Source organism: Luteimonas sp. MJ250 (genome assembly GCF_039548455.1).
GTDB lineage: Bacteria > Pseudomonadota > Gammaproteobacteria > Xanthomonadales > Xanthomonadaceae > Luteimonas.
In genome coordinates this window covers 1-17,781 of record NZ_JBCLVB010000014.1, presented here as the reverse complement: position 1 = coordinate 17,781, position 17,781 = coordinate 1, and the positions used below count along the sequence as shown (strand labels likewise).

Below are 17,781 nucleotides of genomic sequence, written 5' to 3'. Positions count from 1 at the left end.
CGTGGAGAATCGGGCCGGTTCCGGCCAGGGTGAACATGGCGCCGGTGCACTGCGATCCACCACCGGAGCCAGCACTTGGACGACCTTCTCAACACTTTGAACGGCCTGATCTGGAGCAAGGCGCTGATCGCGCTGTGCCTGGGTGCGGGGCTGTATTTCTCGATCCGCACCCGCTTCATGCAGCTGCGCAACGTGCCGGAGATGGTCCGCCTGCTGCTGTCGGGCAAGTCCTCGGAAGCCGGCGTGTCCTCGTTCCAGGCGCTGGCGATTTCGCTGTCGGGGCGCGTGGGCATCGGCAACATCGCCGGCGTCGCCACCGCCATCGCCTTCGGCGGCCCGGGCGCGGTGTTCTGGATGTGGGTGATGGCCTTCCTGGGCGCTTCGACCGCGTACGTCGAATCGACGCTGGCGCAGATCTACAAGGAAAAGGACGACGAAGGCCGCTATCGCGGCGGCCCGGCCTATTACATCGAGAAAGCGATGGGCCAGAAGTGGTACGCGTGGCTGTTCGCGGTCGTCACCATCGTCGCCACCGGGTTCTTCCTGCCCGGCGTGCAGGCCAATGGCATCGCATCGGGCATGGAGAATGCCTTCGGCATGGCGCCTGCCGTCACCGCCACCGGCGTTGTGATCGCGCTGGGCTTCATCATCTTCGGCGGCGTCAAGCGCATCGCGCGCTTCGCCGAGCTGGCTGTGCCGTTCATGGCGTTGGCCTACATGCTGGTTGCCTTCGTGATCCTTGTGCTCAACGTCGAGCAGGTGCCGGAGATGCTGGTGCTGATCTTCCGCAGCGCCTTCGGCATGGAGGCCGGCTTCGGCGCCATGCTTGGTCTTGCGGTGGAGTGGGGCGTGAAGCGCGGCATCTACTCCAACGAAGCCGGGCAGGGCACCGGCCCGCACGCCGCCGCCGCGGCCGAGGTCTCGCACCCGGCCAAGCAGGGTTACGTGCAGGCGTTCTCGGTCTACGTCGATACGCTGCTGGTGTGTTCGGCCACGGCCTTCATGATCCTGTCCACCGGCATGTACAACGTCGGCATGCCCGACGGCGCGATGCTGGTCGAGGCGCTGCCCGGCATCGAGGCCGGCCCGGGCTTCGCGCAGGCGGCGGTCGAGTCGGTGCTGCCCGGCTACGGCGCCGGCTTCGTGGCGCTGGCGCTGCTGTTCTTCGCCTTCACCACCATCGTCGCCTACTACTACATGGCGGAAACCAACATCGCCTACATCAACCGCAAGGTGCACCGGCCCTGGATGACCCTGGTGCTGCGCGTGTTCATCCTGCTGGCGGTGATCGTGGGCGCGGTGCGCTCGGCGGGCGCGGCCTGGACGCTGGGCGACATCGGCGTGGGACTGATGGCCTGGCTCAACATCGTCGCCATCCTGATCCTGCAGAAGCCGGCGCTGGTGGCGCTGCGCGATTACGAACGACAGAAGAAGGAAGGCCTGGACCCGACCTTCGATCCGGAGTCGCTGGGCATCCGCAACGCCGCCTTCTGGGCAGGCAGGAAGAAGGACTGAGATGGCGAAGGCCGGTGGCAATGACGAGGTCCGCCTGCATGGCCTGAACGCCGTGCAGGCGGTATTTGCGCGCCGCCCGGTGGCGATCCGCAAGCTGTACCTGGCCGAGGCGCTGATTCCGCGCCTGCAGCCGCTGCTGAAGTGGTGCGTGGCCAACCGCGTTGGCTACCGGGTGGTGGAAGAGGACGACCTGCGCAAGCTCGCTGCCAGCAGCCACCACGAGGGCGTGGTCGCCGACGTGCTGCGCGAAGCGCCGGTCGCGCTGACCACGTGGCTGCAGGACCTCGGCGAAGGCGCGGTCTGCGCGCTGTGGCTGGACGGCGTCGGCAACCCGCACAACCTGGGCGCGATCCTGCGTTCGGCGGCGAACTTCGGCGCGACCGTGATGCTGCCCAAGCACTCGCCGCTGCAGCTTTCAGGCGCCGCCGCGCGCGTGGCCGAGGGCGGTGCGGAAGCCGTGCCGCTGGTGCGCCTGGGGCGCGAGGACAACGCCATCGCCCAGCTGCGCGGCGCCGGCTTCACGCTGGCGGCGACCGTGGTCCGCGGCGGCGGCGACGTGTTCGCGACCGACCTGCCGCCACGGCTGGTCTATGTGCTGGGCGCCGAGGGCGAGGGCATGTCCGAGGCGCTGGCCGACGCCTGCGACCTGCGCGTCTCCATCCCCGGCACCGGCGCCGTCGAAAGCCTCAACGTCTCGGCCGCGACCGCGGTGCTGCTCGCCCGCTGGTGGCAGGCGCGCGGCTGATTCCGCGGCAAGAAAAGCCCTACGCCGTCACGGCCCCGCGACCGGCGCACTGCCGAAGTCGCCTTCCGCATCCGCGGCCAGGTATGCGAACACGGCGTAGGCGGCCGCGTTCTGGGCCAGCGCGGCCGGGTCGATCTTGTCCAGGGTGTCGTCCGGCGTGTGGTGCAGGTCGAAGTAATCGGTGCCGTCCTGGCCGAGCCAGGCCCAGGTGGCGCCGGCGCGGGAGATGCCGATCACATCCGGGCCGGGGCCGCCCTCGTCGGAGCGTTCGATGCCCAGCGGTGCGAGCGCCTCGGCAATGCGGGCCTCCGCGGCCTGCGCGTGCGCGGGCGCGCCGGTGTTGAAGCCGTAGATGCGGCCGGCGCCGAAGTCGCTCTCGGCGACCAGCTGGTGGCGCGCGACGTCGGCGCCGTGCTTCTCCGCGTAGGCGAAGCCGCCGTGCAGTCCCTGTTCCTCGTTGGCAAAGGCGACCACGCGGATGCTGCGCGCCGGGCGCCGCTCCATCGACGCGATGTGCACCGCCGCCGCCATGGTGATGCCGACGCCGGCGGCGTCGTCGACCGCCCCGGTGCCGAGATCCCAGGAGTCGAGGTGGGCGCCGATCAGCACCACCTCGTCCGGGCGGCTGGCGCCGGTCATCTCGCCGATCACGTTCTGCGAGGTGTACTCGCCGTCCCAGCCGCAGTCCAGGGCCAGGCTGATGCGCACGGGGCCGCGCTTGAGCAGGCGCGTGAGCTGGTCGGCGTCGGGCACCGACAGCGCCGCGGCCGGCACCGGCTCCAGGCCCTCGTCGAAGCGGGTGATGCCGGTGTGCGGGTTGCGATGCGAGTCGGTGCCGGCCGAACGCATGACAAAGCCGATGGCGCCAGCGCGGATCGCTTCCGACGGACCGCGGCTGCGCACGCGCGAACCCGGGCCGTAGCCGCTGCCGTCGCGGGCGCGCTCCATCGCATAGTCGACAAACGCGATCTTGCCCGCCAGTGATCCCGCCGGGGCTGCTTCCAGCTCCGCCAGGCCGGGAAAGCGCACGATCTCGCCTTCGACCGTGCCGCCGGGGCTGCCGCCGAGCGCGGTCAGGGCCAGCGGCTGCGCATTGGCGCCCAGCACGGCGGCGTGCTCGCCGCGGCGCACCCACTTCGGGAAGCTCACCGGTTCCGTCCAGACGCGGTCGAAGCCGAGTTCGGCGAACTTCGCCTTCGCCCATTCCACCGCGCGCGCGTCGGCCTCGCTGCCGGCCAGGCGCGGGCCGATCTCGGTGGTCAGGGACTCGGTGATGTCCCAGGCGAGCGGGCTCGCCAGCGCGGTTTGGCGCAGCTGGCCGGCAATCGCCATGGACGCATCGGAGATCCGGGTTGCGGCCGTGGTCACGGCCGCGACTGCGGTCGCATTGGCGGACGTGCCGTTGGCGGTGACAGCGCCAGACGTCGGGGAGGCGCCCGCGGCCGGAAACATGGCTGCGGCAATCGCCGCGGTGAGCACTATCGGGACCAGGCGCATGACGCTCCGCTGCATGAAAGACGAAGCCGCGAGCTTAGCAAGCCGCGGCTTCGTGTCGATGTGCGTGAAGTCCTGCCCTGCGGGCGGGCGCGCTAGCGCTTCAAGGAATCGCGGATCTCGCGCAGCAGCACCACTTCCTCGGCGGGGGCCTCGGGTGCGGCCGGCGCTTCGGGCTTGCGGTTGAGGCGGTTGATCGCCCTGACCACCATGAAGATCGCGAAGGCGACGATCACGAACTGGATCAGCGCATTGATGAACTCGCCGTAGCCGATCACCACCGCCGGCACCACTTCGCCGGCGGCGTCCACGGTTTCGGCCTTCAGGGTGAGGGCAAGGTCGGAGAAGTCGACGCCACCGATCAGCAGGCCGATCGGCGGCATGATCACGTTGTCCACCAGGGCGGTCACGATCTTGCCGAACGCGGCGCCGATGACCACGCCAACCGCGAGGTCGACGACGCTGCCGCGCATCGCGAATTCCTTGAACTCACTCATCATGCCCATCGCGTTCTCCATGTCCCGCCGGTAGTGGCGACGCTCAGGTTACACGGGCCTCGGCGATCCGGCAGCGGAGCACGATGGCGTCGTCCAGGCGGGCCTCGCATTGGTCGCCCGGCAGCAGCGCGGCCACGCCGGCCGGGGTGCCCATGAACACCAGGTCGCCGGCGCGCAGGGCATAGAGCTTCGACAGCTCGTGCAGGATGTCGGGCACGTCCCAGATCAGATCCGACAGCGGTGCGGCCTGGCGCTCGACGCCGTTCACGGCCAGCGACAGGCGTCGCGGTGCCAGTTCGCCGAGTTCGGCGGCCGGTACCAGTTCGCTCAGGGGTGCCGACTCGTCAAAGCCCTTGCCGGTGTCCCAGGGCAGGCCGGCCTTCTTGGCCGCGGCCTGCAGGTCGCGGCGGGTGAGGTCGAGGCCGACGCCGTAGCCGAATACCAGCGCCGCGGCGGTGGCGGGATCCAGCACGCCATCGGGCGCATCGCGACCGAGCGCCACCACCAGCTCCACCTCGTGGTGCAGGTCGGCGGTGGCGGGCGGGTAATGGACGACGTCGGCGGTCGTGATGGCGTCCGTCGGTTTGGAGAAGAACACCGGGCTGCCGCGCTCCGCCTTCGAGGCCGGCGCCTGCGCGCCCATCTCGCGGGCGTGGTCGGCGAAGTTGCGGCCCACGCAGTACACGCGGCGCACGGGGAAGCGGCCGCCGCCGCGCACGGGCACGCGGACCTGCGCCGGCGCGGGAATCACGTCGGTCATGAATGGCTCCAGGAAGGGCGCGCGCGGGCGCTCAGTAGGGCAGGGTGTGCGCCGGCTTGTCGACAACGCGGTACTCGGCGTCGACCACGGTACCCACGCGTGCCTGCGGCTTGCCGCGACGGCTGAAGAGGCGCCGGACCAGGCCCACCGCGAGCATCGCCGTGCCGACCACCACGCCAAGCACCAGCAGCATGGCGAGCAGCGCCAGGCCAAGCAGGGCCACCGCCATGCGCAACAGCGGGTGCCGCGGCTTGCGCGGCGCGAACATGGCGCCGAGCTGGCTCGCATCGAAGCGGGCGTGGAAGGTGCGGAAACTGCTGTTGATCATGCGGTAATGCCAGAATGTGGGGAATCGATGATGACGTGAGTATCAGGCCCATGGCTCCGGAAAATGTAAGTGAAGTGTTAACCACCGGTGAAAACGCGCCGCTGTTGACGCTCGACGCGCTGGCGGCCGGTGGCTTCGCGGAAGCCGAGGCGGTGGTCGATGGCGCTGCGGAATCGGTGATCCTGCATCGCGATGCCGCTGGCGGCGTGCGTGCCTGGCTGAACATCTGTCCGCATGCCGGGCGACGCCTGGACTGGGCGCCGGGACGCTTCCTGGAATCGAAGGAAGGGCTGCTGGTGTGCGCCGTGCACGGTGCCAGCTTCGAGACCGTTGGCGGCGTCTGCGAAGCCGGCCCCTGCCGCGGCGACGCCCTGCGCGCGGTGCCGGTGGAAGTGCGTGACGGCGCCGTCTGGCTGGCCGATGCTCCCTGACACCGGGCCGCTCAGAAGATCAGGTTCACCAGAGTGACCACCACCGCCAGGTAGCCGGCCGAAAGCGGTGCGCCCACCCGCCAGAGGTCGCGCGCGGAGTAGTCGCCGGGGCCGGTCACCATCGACACCACCGGGTTGGATGCGGTCACCAGGTTGTTCGAAGCCGACAGCGCCACGATCAGCGCGAACGCGGTCGGGTCGCCTCCTGCCGCCAGCGCCAGGTTGATCGCCAGCGGCACCATCACGATCGTCGCGCCGACGTGGCTGATGACCAGTGAAAACACCGAGGTGAGCGCGGCCACGGTGAACTGGATCACCCATACCGGCAGCCCGCTGGGCAGTTCTTCAATCGTGTGGCCTGCGATCCAGGCCGCCGCGCCGCTGGTGTCCATGGCCCAGCCCAGCGGGATCAGGCAGGCCATCAGGAACACCGTCTTCCAGCTGATCGCCGAATAGGCCTCGTCCATCTTCAGCACGCCGCAGACCAGCATGCCGGCGACGCCGGTCATCAGCGCGATCGAGGTCGGCAGGTCCGAGCCCAGGGCCACCAGGATCGTGACCGCGAAGATCGCCATCGCGATCTTGAACTTGTGCGGCCGCTGCTCGCCCTTGGGATAGTCGGTGACCACCACGAAATCGCGGTTGGCGGCGGTCTTGGCCAGGTCCTGCCAGATGCTGTGCAGCACCAGCATGTCGCCGGCGCGCAGCGGCAGGTTGCGGATGCCCTCGCGCAGCACCTCCTTGTCGCGGTTCACCGCCAGCAGGCTGATGCCGTAGTTCTTGCGCATCGCCAGCTCGGCCTGTGTCTTGCCGATGAACTTCGAGGTCGGTGGCACCACGGCTTCGGAAATGCCGGCGCGGCTGGGATTGAACAGGTCGCCGAACTCGCGCAGCCGGCTCGACATGCGCAGCATGTTGTTCTGCGCGAAATCCACCACCTGCTGCCGCGGGCCCATCGCGCCGATCACGCTGCCGACCCAGATGCGGGCATCCGCGGGCGGCGCCAGGCGCGAGTCGTTGCCGGTCTTCAGCGCCAGCAGCAGCGGCGCGCCATGCAGGCTTTCGGCCTCGCCCAGGGCCATGCCGACCAGCGGGCTGTCGGCGCTGACGGTGAGTTCGAACACATCGCCATCGATGCCGTAGGCGCGGGCGAAATAGCTCTGAGTGCGCGCCGGCGTCACGCTGCCGTCGTTCTCGCCAGCGCCGCCCAGCAGCCTGTCGCCGAAGAAGTGGAAGTAGGCCAGGACGATCACAAGCAGGGTCAGCCCGATCGGCAAGGGCGCGAACATCGGCAGCGGTTCGAGCGTGGCCACGCCGGACGGCAGGTTGGCGTTGGCCGCGACCAGCAGGTCGTTGAGCAGGATCAACGGGGAGTTGCCGACCATGGTCAGCGAGCCGCCCATGATGATCGCGACGCAGATCGGCAGCAGGAAGCGCGACAGCCGAAGGCCGGTGCGCGAGGCCAGGCGCGAGGCGACCGGAAGGTACAGCGCCATCACCGACGGGTTCTGCATGAACGACGAGTTGAGGCCGGCGATCGCGGAGGTGTAGAGCAGCAGCCGCCTCTCCGCGCCCTTCGACCGCCGAAGCAGCCAGGCAGCGAGGCGGTTGAGCGCGCCGGTGCGGTCCAGGCCCATGCCCAGGATCATGGTCGCGATGATGCTGATCACCGCATTCGACGAAAAGCCGTTGAAGATGTCCTCGGGCGCGACCAGGCCGGTCAGGCCCAGCACCACCAGCACGACCAGCGCAACGAGGTCGGCGCGCACGCGTTCGAACAGGAACAGCCCCATCACCATCGCCACCAGCCCGAGGACGAGCTTCATGTCGGTGGTGAGGGCCAGCGTCTCCATGTCCTGCGTCTAGTCCCCGGTCCTGCCGTGCGGCCTGCTTTCGTGGAGCGCCCCGTCGTGGGGCACCCTGTCATAGAGCAGGTCCCACACGCCGTGGCCGAGGCGCTGGCCACGGCTTTCGAAGTGCGTCTGCGGGCGCCACAGCGGCCGCGCCACGTGGCCGCGGACGCCGGCGCGGTTGCGCAGGCCCTCCGTGGCATCGAGCACGTCCCACATCTGTTCGGCATAGTCGTGCCAATCGGTGGCGAGGTGCAAGCGGCCATCGGGCGCGAGCTTGCGCACAAGCAATGCGGCGAACCCGGGATTCACCAGCCGGCGCTTGTTGTGGCGCTTCTTGTGCCAGGGATCGGGGAAGTAGATGCGGACTTCGTCGAGGCCTGCATCGGCGACCTCGTTCTCCAGCACTTCCACCGCGTCGTGGTGGTAGATGCGGACGTTGTCGCTGCCGTCTTCGGCGAGTGCGTTGAGCAGGCGACCGACCCCGGGCGCATGGACCTCGATGCCGATGTGGTCGCGGGCCGGGTCGTGCGCGGCCGAATGGCGCAGCGCCTCGCCGTTGCCGAAGCCGATTTCGAGGATCCGCGGCGCGCTGCGCCCGAAGGCGGCGTCGTAGTCGCGCGGCGTGCCGGCGTAGTCCAGCCCGAACCGCGGCCACTGGGCATCGAAGGCGCGCTGCTGCGCCGGCGTGAACCGGCCCTGGCGCAGCACGAAGCTGCGCACGCGGCGATTGCCGTCTTCGACCGTGAAGGGTTTTGGGGGTGCCTTGGAGCCGGGGCTGGAGAATGGATCCGTCATGCGGCCCCGCCGCATGCAACGGCGGCCCTGTGGGAACGGCTATGGCCGCGATCGACATCCTGGCCCTGGTGCCGGCGAAAGCCTGTCGCGGCTGTAGCCGCTCTTACGGGTGGAGCAGTCCTCTGCATCAGCCGACGAGGCCGTCGAGCGGGGACGAGGCGCTGGCGTAGCGCTTGCGCGGGATGCGGCCGGCGCGGAAGGCTGCGCGACCGGCCTCGACGGCAAGCTTCATCGCGTGCGCCATCAAGACCGGTTCGCGGGCGCCGGCAATGGCGGTGTTCATCAGCACGCCGTCACAGCCGAGCTCCATGGCGATGGCGGCATCCGACGCGGTGCCGACACCGGCGTCGACGATGATCGGCACCTTGGCGTTGTCGACGATCTCGAGCAGGCTCCATTTGTTCTGGATGCCCAGGCCGGAGCCGATCGGCGCCGCCAGCGGCATCACCGCCACGCAGCCGATCTCCTCCAGCTGCTTGGCCAGGATCGGGTCGTCGGAGGTGTAGACCATGACGTGGAAGCCATCCGCGACCAGCAGCTCGGCGGCCTTCAGCGTCTGCACCACGTCGGGGTACAGGGTCTTGCGGTCGCCCAACACTTCCAGCTTGACCAGCGAGCGGCCGTCCAGCAGCTCGCGGGCCAGGCGCAGGGTGCGCACCGCTTCCTCCGCGGTGTAGCAGCCGGCGGTGTTGGGCAGGATGGTGTAGCGGTCCGGAGGCAGCACGTCGAGCAGGTTCGGCTCGTTCGGATCCTGTCCGATATTCGTGCGGCGGATGGCCACGGTGACGATCTCGGCGCCCGCGGCCTCGGTGGCCAGGCGGGTCTCGTCGAGGTCCTTGAACTTGCCGGTGCCGGTGAGCAGGCGGGAGCGGAAGGGCGTGCCGGCGATGACGAGGGCGTCGCCGTGATTGTCTGGGCTGATCATTGCGCCATTATTGCGCAACCTTCGCCCTTCAGCCGCCCCCCAGCGCGTGCACGACCTCGATCCGGTCGCCGTCCTTCAGCGCGTGTTCGGCGTGCAGGCTGCGCGGGATGATGGTGCCGTTCACTTCCACCGCCACCTTGCGCCCGGCCAGCTCGCTGGATTCAAGCAGGGCGAGGACGGTGCAGGGGCCGGGCAGGGCCTGCGGCTCGCCGTTGAGGATGATGTCCATGGCGCCATTGTGGCCCGCCGGCAATCCGATTGCATGCCGGGTCCCGTCGATGCCGCAGTGCACTATTGAGCGGCGCGCCGCCGCCGTGGAAAGATGCCGGTTTCATGTCAGGCGCAGGCGTCCTGATACCGCCCGCCAAGGAATCCAAGATGCCGAAGAAGCCCCGCACCCTCCGTCGCACCCTGCTGACTGCCGCGCTCGCGCTGGCCGCGCTGCCCGTGGTCGCCGCCGCCAACGAGCAGCCGTTCTCGCAGACGGTGTTCTTCGGCGACAGCCTGACCGATGCCGGTTACTTCCGGCCGCTGCTGCCGCCGGGCGTGCAGGCGGTCACCGGCCAGTTCACCACCAATCCGGGACTGGTCTGGTCGCAGTGGCTCGCGCAGCACTACGGCACCGACGCCTCGCCCAACGGCAACGGCCAGTCCGGCGACAACTACGCTGCCGGTGGCTCCCGCAACGGCGTCGACGTCAACGGTGCGCTCGGCTTCACTCCGTCGCTGGCGACCCAGGCCACGGCCTACCTCGCCGCCAACGGCGGCCGCGCCGATCCAGATGCCCTGTACACGGTCTGGGGCGGCGCAAACGACCTGTTCGCAGTCGCCGCCGACCCGGCCAATGCCCAGGCGATCATCGGTGGCGCGGTGGCCGCGCAGGTCGGGATCATCGGCAGCCTGCAGGCGGCCGGCGCGCGCTACGTGCTGGTGCCCAACATTCCCGACCTCGGCCTGACCCCGGCGCAGATCGCCCAGGGCCCGGGCGCGCAGGCGCAGGCCACCGCGCTTTCGACCATGTACAACGAGGCCCTGTTCGGCGCGCTGGCGGCCAACGGCCTGAGCGTGATCCCGGTCGATGCCTTCAGCTTCCTGCGCGAGGTTGCGGCCAATCCGGCGATGTTCGGGATCAGCAACGTCACCGGAACCGCCTGCATGCCGCAGATCACCGCGCAGTCGCTGACCTGCAACCCGACCAGCCTGGTCAGCCCGGATGCGCCGCAGACCTATCTGTTCGCGGACGGCGTGCATCCCGCCAGCGGCGCGCACCGCGCCCTGGCTGACCTGGCCATGGCCGCGATCGAAGGCCCGCGGCAAATGGCGGTGCTGCCGCACTCGGCCGCAGGCACCGGCCGCAACCGTGCCGCGCGCTTGGACGCGCAGATCGCCGGCCGCGGCGATGCGTCCGGTTCTCGCTGGTGGGCCGACCTGCGCGGGGACTTCCAGCGCTACGCCCACGGCGACCACTACGATGGCGCCGGCCCGGCATTGACGGTCGGCGTGGACTGGGGCAGCGACAGCCTGGTCTATGGCGGCTTCATCGGTTACGGCGCGCAGGCCAACGACTGGGGCAGGCGCCGTGGCGAATGGGACCAGTCCGAGATTTCGGTCGGTGGCTACCTGGGCTGGAAGAGCGACGCCGGCGGCTGGTTCAATGGCCAGCTCAGCTACACCAGCCTCGACTTCGACATCGAACGCCAGGTGACCCTGGGCCCGGCGCTGCGTACGCATTCCGGTTCCACTGACGGCAGCAACCTCGGCCTGGCCGTGCAGGGTGGCTGGGAGTTCGGCGACGGCGCGCTGCGCCACGGCCCGGTGCTGGGCGTGGTCATGCAGCAGATCGAGATCGACGGCTTCAACGAGAGCGACCCGGGCCTGTCGACCTCGCTGGGCTACCTCGACCAGGAGTTCGATTCCACGGTCGGCAGCGCCGGCTGGCAGCTTGCCTACGAGATCCACGACCACCTGCAGCCCTACGCGCGGCTGACCGTCGACCGCGAATTCGAGGACGAGGCCGGCCAGGCCTTCGCACGCTCGCAGTCGATCGCCGGCTCGTTGCCCTATGCCGTGCCCGGCGTCGAGTACGACCAGTCCTGGGTGACCCTGACCTTCGGCGCGCGCACGCAGCTGTTCGGCCTGGACGCCAACATCGGCGCCAGCGTCAACAGCGGCGAGAAGCGCGGCAAGCACGCAATGGTGTTCGCCAGCGTCGGCGCAGGCTTCTGAGTTCCGGCCCGCCGCGCGGCCAGTCCGCGCCGCGGGCCGATCAGGTGCGCATGCGCGCGTTGCCAAGGGCCGCGACCGGGCCCTAGACTTGTGCCAGATGCGGGTGTAGCTCAATGGCAGAGCAGAAGCTTCCCAAGCTTACGACGAGGGTTCGATTCCCTTCACCCGCTCCACTTGCCTTCCCGGCCCATGGAACTCCGCAGGCAACCGGTGGTCGCCGACGTGATGCATCTGGTAATGGGATTCATTATCATCTGCTGTCCCCACGTCCCGGAGTCACCATGAAGAACCTGTCCCTGCTGTTTGCCGCCCCCCTGCTTGCGCTGGGCCTTTGCAGCACCGCGCATGCGGACGAGCGCCCCGACCATTTCAAAGGCGAGGCCTCGGCCACGCTTGACCAGGCGCTGGCCAACTTCAAGAACTACAACGCACAGCTGGCGGCGGTCCTGGCGGAGGACGATCTGCGGCCGGAGCACACGGCGAAGATCCACGAGCTGACCTACACCCTCGAGAACGCGCTGGAGAAGATCTCGTCCGAGCTCGATGATCTGGCCGAAACGCTGGAAGCCGTGCACGTGTCGTCCGAGCGCTACGAGGTCGACACGGTCAGGGCCCGGGGGCAGGAGTACCTCGACACCGCGGCGAAGATCGCCCGGTAAAGCCGTCCTCCACGGCCACGTCCAGGCGCCACGTCGATGAAGCTCGCCATCCTGTCGCGCAACGGCAAACTGTATTCGACCCGGCGCCTGGTCGAGGCCGCGCGCCAGCGCGGGCACAGCGCCCGGGTGCTGGATCCGCTGCGCTGTTACATGCGCATCGGCAAGGAGGGTTTCGCGCTGCGCTACAAGGCGCAGTCGCTGGCCGGCTACAGCGCCGTGATCCCGCGCATCGGTGCTTCGATCAACCGTTACGGCAACGCCGTGCTGCACCAGTTCGAACTGATGGGCTGCCATACGCCCAATCCGTCGGCGGCGATCATGGCCGCGCGCGACAAGCTGCGCTGCCACCAGCTGCTGGCAGCGCAGGGCATCGACATGCCGGTCACCGTGTTCGGCGACAACCCCGACGACACCGACGACCTGCTGGCGATGCTCGGCGAGCCGCCGCACGTGATCAAGCTCACCGAAGGCACCCAGGGGCGCGGGGTGATGCTGACCGAGAAAGCTTCGGCCTCGCGCGGGGTGGTCGATGCCCTGCGCGGCCTGTACGCGACCTTCCTGCTGCAGGAGTTCATCGCCGAGGCTGGTGGCGCGGATATCCGTTGCCTGGTGGTGGGCGACGAAGTGGTGGCGGCGATGCGGCGGCATGCGCCCGAGGGAGATTTCCGCGCCAACCTGCATCGCGGTGGCAGGGCCGAGGGGGTTGCGGTGGATGCGGACGTGGCAGCGGTGGCCGTGCGCGCGGCGAAGGTGCTGGGCCTGGGCGTGGCGGGGGTCGACCTGGTGTCATCCGCGCGGGGGGCGCTGGTGCTGGAAGTCAATGCCTCGCCCGGCCTGGAAGGCATCGAGTGTTCCACCGGTGTCGATGTTGCCGGAAAAATCATAGAATTCGTCGCGGCGGCGGCCACCGGGGCGGGAATGGCCCCGCGCACGCGCGCAAGACGAACTGCCCCGAAACGAAATTTGACGGGAATTTAACGACCCCTTAATCAATCCGCGAGTAGCGTGGTTCACGAGGAACGTGTTCGCGTGCTTCGGAACTCTCCAGTCGTCAGCTGTGGATTGTGGTCAATCGGGTCAATACCTATTTGGGCCCGGGCGAAATTTTCGCCCGGGCCATTTTGTGGCTGGCGTGTTGAATGCTTGCAATTGTGCAAGGCTGGGCAGGCAGGCAGAATCAAGCGCCATGCAGTCGCATGCCACGGCGCAGTCCACACCGGCGCTGTCCACACCAATTCCATCAGGTCACCGCGGGGTCACAAAAATGTACAGGCATTTGATGTTGGTCCTTTTAGCTTTGCTCATGTCGGCCCCGGCCGTTGCCAATACCGGTGCGGCAGGCGAAACCTTCCAGCCCGGCAAGGGGCTGGACCTGAGCAGCTCGTTCACTGCGCAGCGCGACGCCATCTTCAAGGCCCTGGACGACGGCGAGACCTACAGTGAGATCGCCGCGGAGGACGCCCAGGTCGTCAGGTCGTCGCTGGCACGTATCACCAGCCTGCTGGGCAGCAGTACCGCGAGCGTGGACCAGCTTCCGCATGACGCCAGGATCCAGGTGTTCAACGAGCAGGAGCGGATCAACACCCTGCTGGTGCGCGCCCATGCGGACAGCCGCATGGTCTGCAGGCGTGAGAAGGCGACCGGTTCGAACATGTCCACCAACGTCTGCATGACCGTGGGCGACCGTCGTCGCGCCAGGGACTCAGCCAAGGACTTCCTGAGGTACAACCCAAGGGCCATGGGCGACAATCCCAACGGCATGTAAGGGGCTCCAGTGCGCATTCTCGTCATCGAAGACAACCAGGACATCGCCGCCAACATCGGCGACTACCTTGAAGACCGGGGTCATACGGTCGATTTTGCCGCGGACGGAGTTACCGGCCTGCACCTTGCCGTGGTCCATGATTTCGACGCGGTGGTGCTCGACCTCAACCTGCCCGGGATGGATGGCCTGGAAGTCTGCCGCAAGCTGCGCAACGAGGCCCGCAAGCAGACGCCGGTGCTGATGCTGACGGCCCGCGACAGCCTCGACAGCAAGCTCGCCGGGTTCGACTCCGGCGCCGACGACTACCTGATCAAGCCGTTCGCGCTGCAGGAAGTGGAGGTCCGGCTCAACGCCCTGGCGCGTCGTGGCAAGGGCGTGCAGACGCGCGTGCTCGAGGTCGGGGACCTCGAGTACAACCTCGACACCCTCGAGGTGCGCCGCGGCGGCAAGCTGGTGCAGCTCAATCCCACCGCGCTCAAGATCCTGCAGTCGCTGATGGAGGCCTCGCCGGCGGTGGTCACCCGCCAGGAGCTGGAAACCCGGGTCTGGGGCGAGGAACTGCCGGATTCCGACAGCCTGCGCGTACACATCCACGGCCTGCGCGCGGTGATCGACAAGCCTTTCCCCACGCAGCTGGTGCAGACCCGCCACGGCATCGGCTACCGGATCGCCGTGCCCGATGTCCCAAGCTGAGGGCGACGCGCCTGCGCCGAAAGGATTCGGCCGCAGGCGATACCGCCGGCGGCTGCGCAGCCGGATCATCCTCTCGTTCGTCCTGCTCGGGCTTGGCCTGACCGCGATGTTCGCGATCGCGGCCGTATTCGTCGGCGCGGTGGTGGAGGACCAGACGGTCGGCAGCGTGCTCAAGCACAACGTCGACGAGTACGCCGAGCGCTTCTACCAGGATCGCAGCGCCGAGTGGGCGCCGCTGAGCAGCGTGCGCGCGATCGTCTATGGCCCCGGGCGGCTGCACAACGTGCCGCCGGATTGGGCCGAGCTCGAGACCGGCGTCTACAACATCACCGGCGAGGAGGACGGCGAACCGTTCGTCTACCGGCTGGTGGTGAAGAAGGACGCGGAGTACTGGTTCTTCCTTGCCCAGGACATGACCAATACCGCCGAGGTGCGCGCCAGGATCAAGCTGATCCTGATCGCCGCGGTGGTCCTGTTCACCGTGCTGGCCGGCGTGATCGGCTGGTGGTCGGCATCGCGGGTGATGCGGCCGGTGTCGGAGCTGGCGAACCTCCTCGGTGCGTCGGGCGACAGCGCACGCCCCGGCGCATTGGCGCCGCACTTCCCCGACGACGAGGTCGGCGAGCTGGCGACCGCGCTCGACGACTACGCCGCACGCCTCACCGAGGTGGTGCAGCGCGACCGGGAGTTCAACGCCGACGTCAGCCACGAGCTGCGCACGCCGCTGGCGGTGGTCAAGGGCGCGGTGGAGCTGCTGCTGTCGCGCCCCGGCCTCGACGAGAAGACGCTGGCACGGCTGCAGCGCATCCAGCGTGCCGAACAGCAGTGCACCGACCTGATCAGCGCGCTGCTGCTGCTCTCGCGCGCCGAGCGCGGACACGGCAGCACCGATGTCTGCCGCGTCGCCGAGCAGCTGCTGGAGGCGCATCGTTCGCAGCTCGGCGGCAAGCCGCTGGAGCTTCGCCTGGAAGGCGAGGCCGGGCGGCTGATGGTGGACGCGCCGGAGGCTGCGGTGTCGGTTGCGCTGGGCAACCTGATCGGCAATGCCGTGAAGTACACCATGGCCGGCACGATCGTGGTCCGCCTGCACGACAACGCCGTCGACGTGATCGATTCCGGCCCGGGCCTCAGCGCGGAGGACGCCGCGCACCTGTTCGAGCGCGGCTACCGCGGCAGCCACGCGGAGCACACCCACGGCGGCGGCATCGGCCTGTCGATCGTGCGCCGCCTGTGCCGGCTCTACGACTGGCAGGTGCGCGTGGTGCCGGGCGCCGAGCGCGGCGTGGTCGCCACGCTGTACTTCGATGCCGGCGACACGGCCTCCGGCTGATTCCCGCCGGGCCGCCGCCCGCGCCCGGCGCCATCGACGCCTATGAGGCCAGCGGTTCCAGCCAGCCGCGGGTATCCGGCGTGCGGCCTTCGAACAGGCCGAAGAACAGCTCCTGCAGGCGCAGGGTCACCGGGCCGGCGCGTCCGGCGCCGACCTGGCGGCCATCGACCGAACGGATCGGCGTGATCTCGGCGGCAGTGCCGCACATGAACAGCTCGTCGCACAGGTAGAGGTATTCGCGCGGCAGGTCGCGCTCGACCACGGCGATGCCGGCGTCCTTCGCCAGCTGGATGATCGAATCGCGGGTGATGCCGTTGAGCAGCGCGGCGCTCACCGGCGGTGTGTGCAGGACGCCATCGAAGACCAGGAACAGGTTCTCGCCCGCGCCTTCGCTGAGCAGGCCGGTCGACGCCAGGGCGATGCCCTCGCCGAAGCCCAGGCGCCGTGCCTCGCGCGCCACCAGCTGCCCCGACAGATAGTTGCCGCCGGCCTTGGCGCCGGCGGGAATGGTATTGGGCGCGAAGCGCTGCCAGCTGGAGACACAGGCGTCGATGCCCTCCGTGAGCGCGCCCTCGCCGAGGTAGGGACCCATGTGCCAGCTCGCCACCGCGACGTCGATCGGCGTCTCCGCGCTGAGCCCGAAGCCGCCCAGGCCGCGCCACGCAACCGGCCGCAGGTAGGCCTGCTCCAGTGCGTTGCGGTGGACGACTTCGTGGCAGGCGGCGGTGAGTTCTTCCAGCGTGTACGGGATCACCATGTCGTAGATGCGCGCCGAGGCGAACAGGCGGCGAATATGGTCCTGCAGGCGGAAGATCGCGCCGCCGCCGGGCGTCCTGTAGGCGCGGATGCCCTCGAACACCGACGAGCCGTAGTGCAGCCCATGCGACATCACGTGGGTGTTCGCTTCCGCCCAGGGCTTGATGCCGCCGTTGTGCCAGATCCAGTCCGGGTACTGCATCGCGTTGCTCCGCCTTGTGGAACCGTCATTGTGGCGCAGGCGGTCGTGCCGTCGCGCGCTCAGAGCGCGATCCACCAGCAGTCCATGTGCCTGCGCAGCCGGAAGGTGGTGCTGGACGGGGTGATGCCGTCGGCCAGGACCTGGTCGATGCGCAGCGCGACCGGGCGCTGCGGAGGCTCGGGCGTCGCCGGCGGTGGCGGTGGCGCGGTCAGGGTCGCGGGTATGCCCCACGAGGACTGTCCGCTGGCTGCGACCACCGTCCGGGCCGGGCGAAGGGCAGTGACATTGAGCAGCGGGCGGCTGGCGATCGCGTCAAGCCGCTCGATCAGCGCATAGCCGCTGCGCGTGGAGGTGCCGGGCCAGTGGTAGCTGCGGGCCAGCCGGTTGGTGTCGCGGGCGTCGATGGCCGCAGTAACTTCGAACACGAGGTCGCGCACGCGGCGCGCGCAGCCGCCGCGATAGCGTGGCGCAGCGTTGGCGCCGCTGCCAGCCCCGCCCTCCGCCGCTGGCCGGTTCTCGATCGCGCCCAGCGAATCACAGCTGCGATCGGTGTACACGGTCCCGCCGTCGGGCGTGGTGCATTGCCGGATCTGGGCGTGGACGGGCGCGGGCATGGCCGCGACCATGGCGAGCATCGCCGTGGCCGATAGCAGTGCAGCGGCCCGGACGGGATGTCGCAGGTACGGCATCGGCCAAGGGTACAGCGGCACGGGGGGGGGGGGGGGGGGGGGGGGGGGGGGGGGGGGGGGGGGGGGGGGGAGGGGGGGGGGGGGGGGGGGGGGGGGGGGGGGGGGGGGGGGGGGGGGG

The 17,781-nt window shown here is 69.3% G+C and carries 18 protein-coding genes, 1 tRNA gene and 1 pseudogene; 10 read left to right on the top strand and 10 right to left on the bottom strand.

Features of this window, described 5'->3' with window-relative positions; all coding sequences use genetic code 11:
• Positions 1-75: 75 nt before the first annotated feature.
• The gene (locus WCE37_RS11255) at positions 76-1,515 is read left to right on the top strand and encodes an alanine/glycine:cation symporter family protein (RefSeq protein WP_343279455.1); all 1,440 of its coding nucleotides are present in this window, start codon (positions 76-78) and stop codon (positions 1,513-1,515) included.
• Positions 1,516-1,540: 25 nt separating this feature from the next.
• Positions 1,541-2,260 (top strand): annotated as a pseudogene (locus WCE37_RS11250) (TrmH family RNA methyltransferase); the annotation flags it as partial.
• Positions 2,261-2,287: 27 nt separating this feature from the next.
• Here the strand turns inward: WCE37_RS11250 and WCE37_RS11245 are convergent.
• From WCE37_RS11245 to WCE37_RS11230, 4 genes are all read right to left on the bottom strand, one after another.
• The gene (locus tag WCE37_RS11245; protein WP_343279657.1) at positions 2,288-3,712 is read right to left on the bottom strand and encodes a M28 family peptidase; all 1,425 of its coding nucleotides are present in this window, start codon (positions 3,710-3,712) and stop codon (positions 2,288-2,290) included.
• A gap of 137 nt (positions 3,713-3,849) precedes the next feature.
• Positions 3,850-4,260, bottom strand: coding sequence for a large-conductance mechanosensitive channel protein MscL (gene mscL / locus WCE37_RS11240; RefSeq protein ID WP_343256123.1), 411 nt, complete (start codon positions 4,258-4,260; stop codon positions 3,850-3,852).
• A gap of 34 nt (positions 4,261-4,294) precedes the next feature.
• On the bottom strand, positions 4,295-5,011 hold the full coding sequence (locus WCE37_RS11235; protein WP_343256122.1) for a fumarylacetoacetate hydrolase family protein: 717 nt from the start codon (positions 5,009-5,011) through the stop codon (positions 4,295-4,297).
• Positions 5,012-5,042: 31 nt separating this feature from the next.
• Positions 5,043-5,339: a hypothetical protein gene (locus tag WCE37_RS11230; RefSeq protein ID WP_343279454.1), complete on the bottom strand. Its 297-nt coding sequence runs from the start codon at positions 5,337-5,339 to the stop codon at positions 5,043-5,045.
• 50 nt (positions 5,340-5,389) lie between these two features.
• On the opposite strand from WCE37_RS11230, the gene WCE37_RS11225 reads away from it, so the two are divergent.
• A complete protein-coding gene (locus WCE37_RS11225; RefSeq protein WP_343279453.1) occupies positions 5,390-5,770 on the top strand; it encodes a Rieske 2Fe-2S domain-containing protein in 381 nt (126 codons plus the stop codon).
• A gap of 11 nt (positions 5,771-5,781) precedes the next feature.
• Here the strand turns inward: WCE37_RS11225 and WCE37_RS11220 are convergent, their stop codons facing one another.
• From WCE37_RS11220 to thiS, 4 genes are all read right to left on the bottom strand, one after another.
• A complete protein-coding gene (locus WCE37_RS11220) occupies positions 5,782-7,623 on the bottom strand; it encodes an SLC13 family permease (protein WP_343256119.1) in 1,842 nt (613 codons plus the stop codon).
• A 9-nt stretch (positions 7,624-7,632) separates the two neighbouring features.
• A complete protein-coding gene (gene trmB, locus WCE37_RS11215) occupies positions 7,633-8,418 on the bottom strand; it encodes a tRNA (guanosine(46)-N7)-methyltransferase TrmB (protein ID WP_343279452.1) in 786 nt (261 codons plus the stop codon).
• Positions 8,419-8,545: 127 nt separating this feature from the next.
• Positions 8,546-9,343, bottom strand: coding sequence for a thiazole synthase (locus tag WCE37_RS11210; RefSeq protein WP_343279451.1), 798 nt, complete (start codon positions 9,341-9,343; stop codon positions 8,546-8,548).
• 28 nt (positions 9,344-9,371) lie between these two features.
• Positions 9,372-9,572, bottom strand: a complete 201-nt coding sequence (gene thiS, locus WCE37_RS11205; protein WP_343279450.1) for a sulfur carrier protein ThiS — start codon at positions 9,570-9,572, stop codon at positions 9,372-9,374.
• Between the two features lie 149 nt (positions 9,573-9,721).
• On the opposite strand from thiS, the gene WCE37_RS11200 reads away from it, so the two are divergent.
• The 7 genes from WCE37_RS11200 to WCE37_RS11170 all read left to right on the top strand — a co-directional run bounded on the left by WCE37_RS11200 (position 9,722) and on the right by WCE37_RS11170 (position 16,016).
• Positions 9,722-11,569, top strand: coding sequence for an autotransporter domain-containing protein (locus WCE37_RS11200; RefSeq protein ID WP_343279449.1), 1,848 nt, complete (start codon positions 9,722-9,724; stop codon positions 11,567-11,569).
• A gap of 99 nt (positions 11,570-11,668) precedes the next feature.
• Positions 11,669-11,742, top strand: a tRNA-Gly gene (locus WCE37_RS11195).
• Positions 11,743-11,850: 108 nt separating this feature from the next.
• A complete protein-coding gene (locus WCE37_RS11190) occupies positions 11,851-12,228 on the top strand; it encodes a DUF6746 family protein (RefSeq protein ID WP_343279448.1) in 378 nt (125 codons plus the stop codon).
• 36 nt (positions 12,229-12,264) lie between these two features.
• Entirely contained in the window at positions 12,265-13,206 is a 942-nt protein-coding gene (gene rimK / locus WCE37_RS11185) for a 30S ribosomal protein S6--L-glutamate ligase (protein ID WP_343279447.1), read from the top strand.
• Positions 13,207-13,531: 325 nt separating this feature from the next.
• On the top strand, positions 13,532-13,993 hold the full coding sequence (locus WCE37_RS11180) for a hypothetical protein (RefSeq protein ID WP_343279446.1): 462 nt from the start codon (positions 13,532-13,534) through the stop codon (positions 13,991-13,993).
• Positions 13,994-14,002: 9 nt separating this feature from the next.
• Positions 14,003-14,686, top strand: a complete 684-nt coding sequence (locus tag WCE37_RS11175; RefSeq protein WP_343256111.1) for a response regulator transcription factor — start codon at positions 14,003-14,005, stop codon at positions 14,684-14,686.
• Positions 14,673-16,016 (top strand): HAMP domain-containing sensor histidine kinase, encoded by a 1,344-nt coding sequence (locus tag WCE37_RS11170; protein ID WP_343279445.1) that lies wholly within the window; start codon positions 14,673-14,675, stop codon positions 16,014-16,016. The genes WCE37_RS11175 and WCE37_RS11170 overlap by 14 nt, the downstream gene beginning before the upstream one ends.
• 40 nt (positions 16,017-16,056) lie before the next feature.
• Here WCE37_RS11170 and WCE37_RS11165 read toward each other — a convergent pair whose 3' ends face one another.
• Together WCE37_RS11165 and WCE37_RS11160 are read right to left on the bottom strand one after the other, a co-directional pair.
• Complete coding sequence (locus tag WCE37_RS11165) at positions 16,057-16,974, bottom strand: branched-chain amino acid transaminase (protein WP_343256109.1); 918 nt, start codon at positions 16,972-16,974, stop codon at positions 16,057-16,059.
• A gap of 59 nt (positions 16,975-17,033) precedes the next feature.
• A complete protein-coding gene (locus tag WCE37_RS11160) occupies positions 17,034-17,609 on the bottom strand; it encodes a DUF4124 domain-containing protein (RefSeq protein ID WP_343279444.1) in 576 nt (191 codons plus the stop codon).
• Positions 17,610-17,781: the final 172 nt, after the last annotated feature.

What these genes read in the sequence shown, in the direction of transcription:
- WCE37_RS11180 (WP_343279446.1), top strand. Translation starts at nt 13,532, where the DNA reads ATGTCGGCCCCGGCCGTTGCCAATACCGGTGCGGCAGGCGAAACCTTC.
- WCE37_RS11230 (WP_343279454.1), bottom strand. Translation starts at nt 5,339, where the DNA reads ATGATCAACAGCAGTTTCCGCACCTTCCACGCCCGCTTCGATGCGAGC.
- WCE37_RS11235 (WP_343256122.1), bottom strand. Translation starts at nt 5,011, where the DNA reads ATGACCGACGTGATTCCCGCGCCGGCGCAGGTCCGCGTGCCCGTGCGC.
- WCE37_RS11190 (WP_343279448.1), top strand. Translation starts at nt 11,851, where the DNA reads ATGAAGAACCTGTCCCTGCTGTTTGCCGCCCCCCTGCTTGCGCTGGGC.
- WCE37_RS11165 (WP_343256109.1), bottom strand. Translation starts at nt 16,974, where the DNA reads ATGCAGTACCCGGACTGGATCTGGCACAACGGCGGCATCAAGCCCTGG.
- WCE37_RS11225 (WP_343279453.1), top strand. Translation starts at nt 5,390, where the DNA reads ATGGCTCCGGAAAATGTAAGTGAAGTGTTAACCACCGGTGAAAACGCG.
- WCE37_RS11245 (WP_343279657.1), bottom strand. Translation starts at nt 3,712, where the DNA reads ATGTTTCCGGCCGCGGGCGCCTCCCCGACGTCTGGCGCTGTCACCGCC.
- rimK (WP_343279447.1), top strand. Translation starts at nt 12,265, where the DNA reads ATGAAGCTCGCCATCCTGTCGCGCAACGGCAAACTGTATTCGACCCGG.
- WCE37_RS11170 (WP_343279445.1), top strand. Translation starts at nt 14,673, where the DNA reads ATGTCCCAAGCTGAGGGCGACGCGCCTGCGCCGAAAGGATTCGGCCGC.
- WCE37_RS11200 (WP_343279449.1), top strand. Translation starts at nt 9,722, where the DNA reads ATGCCGAAGAAGCCCCGCACCCTCCGTCGCACCCTGCTGACTGCCGCG.
- WCE37_RS11210 (WP_343279451.1), bottom strand. Translation starts at nt 9,343, where the DNA reads ATGATCAGCCCAGACAATCACGGCGACGCCCTCGTCATCGCCGGCACG.
- WCE37_RS11220 (WP_343256119.1), bottom strand. Translation starts at nt 7,623, where the DNA reads ATGGAGACGCTGGCCCTCACCACCGACATGAAGCTCGTCCTCGGGCTG.
- WCE37_RS11160 (WP_343279444.1), bottom strand. Translation starts at nt 17,609, where the DNA reads ATGCTCGCCATGGTCGCGGCCATGCCCGCGCCCGTCCACGCCCAGATC.
- mscL (WP_343256123.1), bottom strand. Translation starts at nt 4,260, where the DNA reads ATGGGCATGATGAGTGAGTTCAAGGAATTCGCGATGCGCGGCAGCGTC.
- trmB (WP_343279452.1), bottom strand. Translation starts at nt 8,418, where the DNA reads ATGACGGATCCATTCTCCAGCCCCGGCTCCAAGGCACCCCCAAAACCC.
- thiS (WP_343279450.1), bottom strand. Translation starts at nt 9,572, where the DNA reads ATGGACATCATCCTCAACGGCGAGCCGCAGGCCCTGCCCGGCCCCTGC.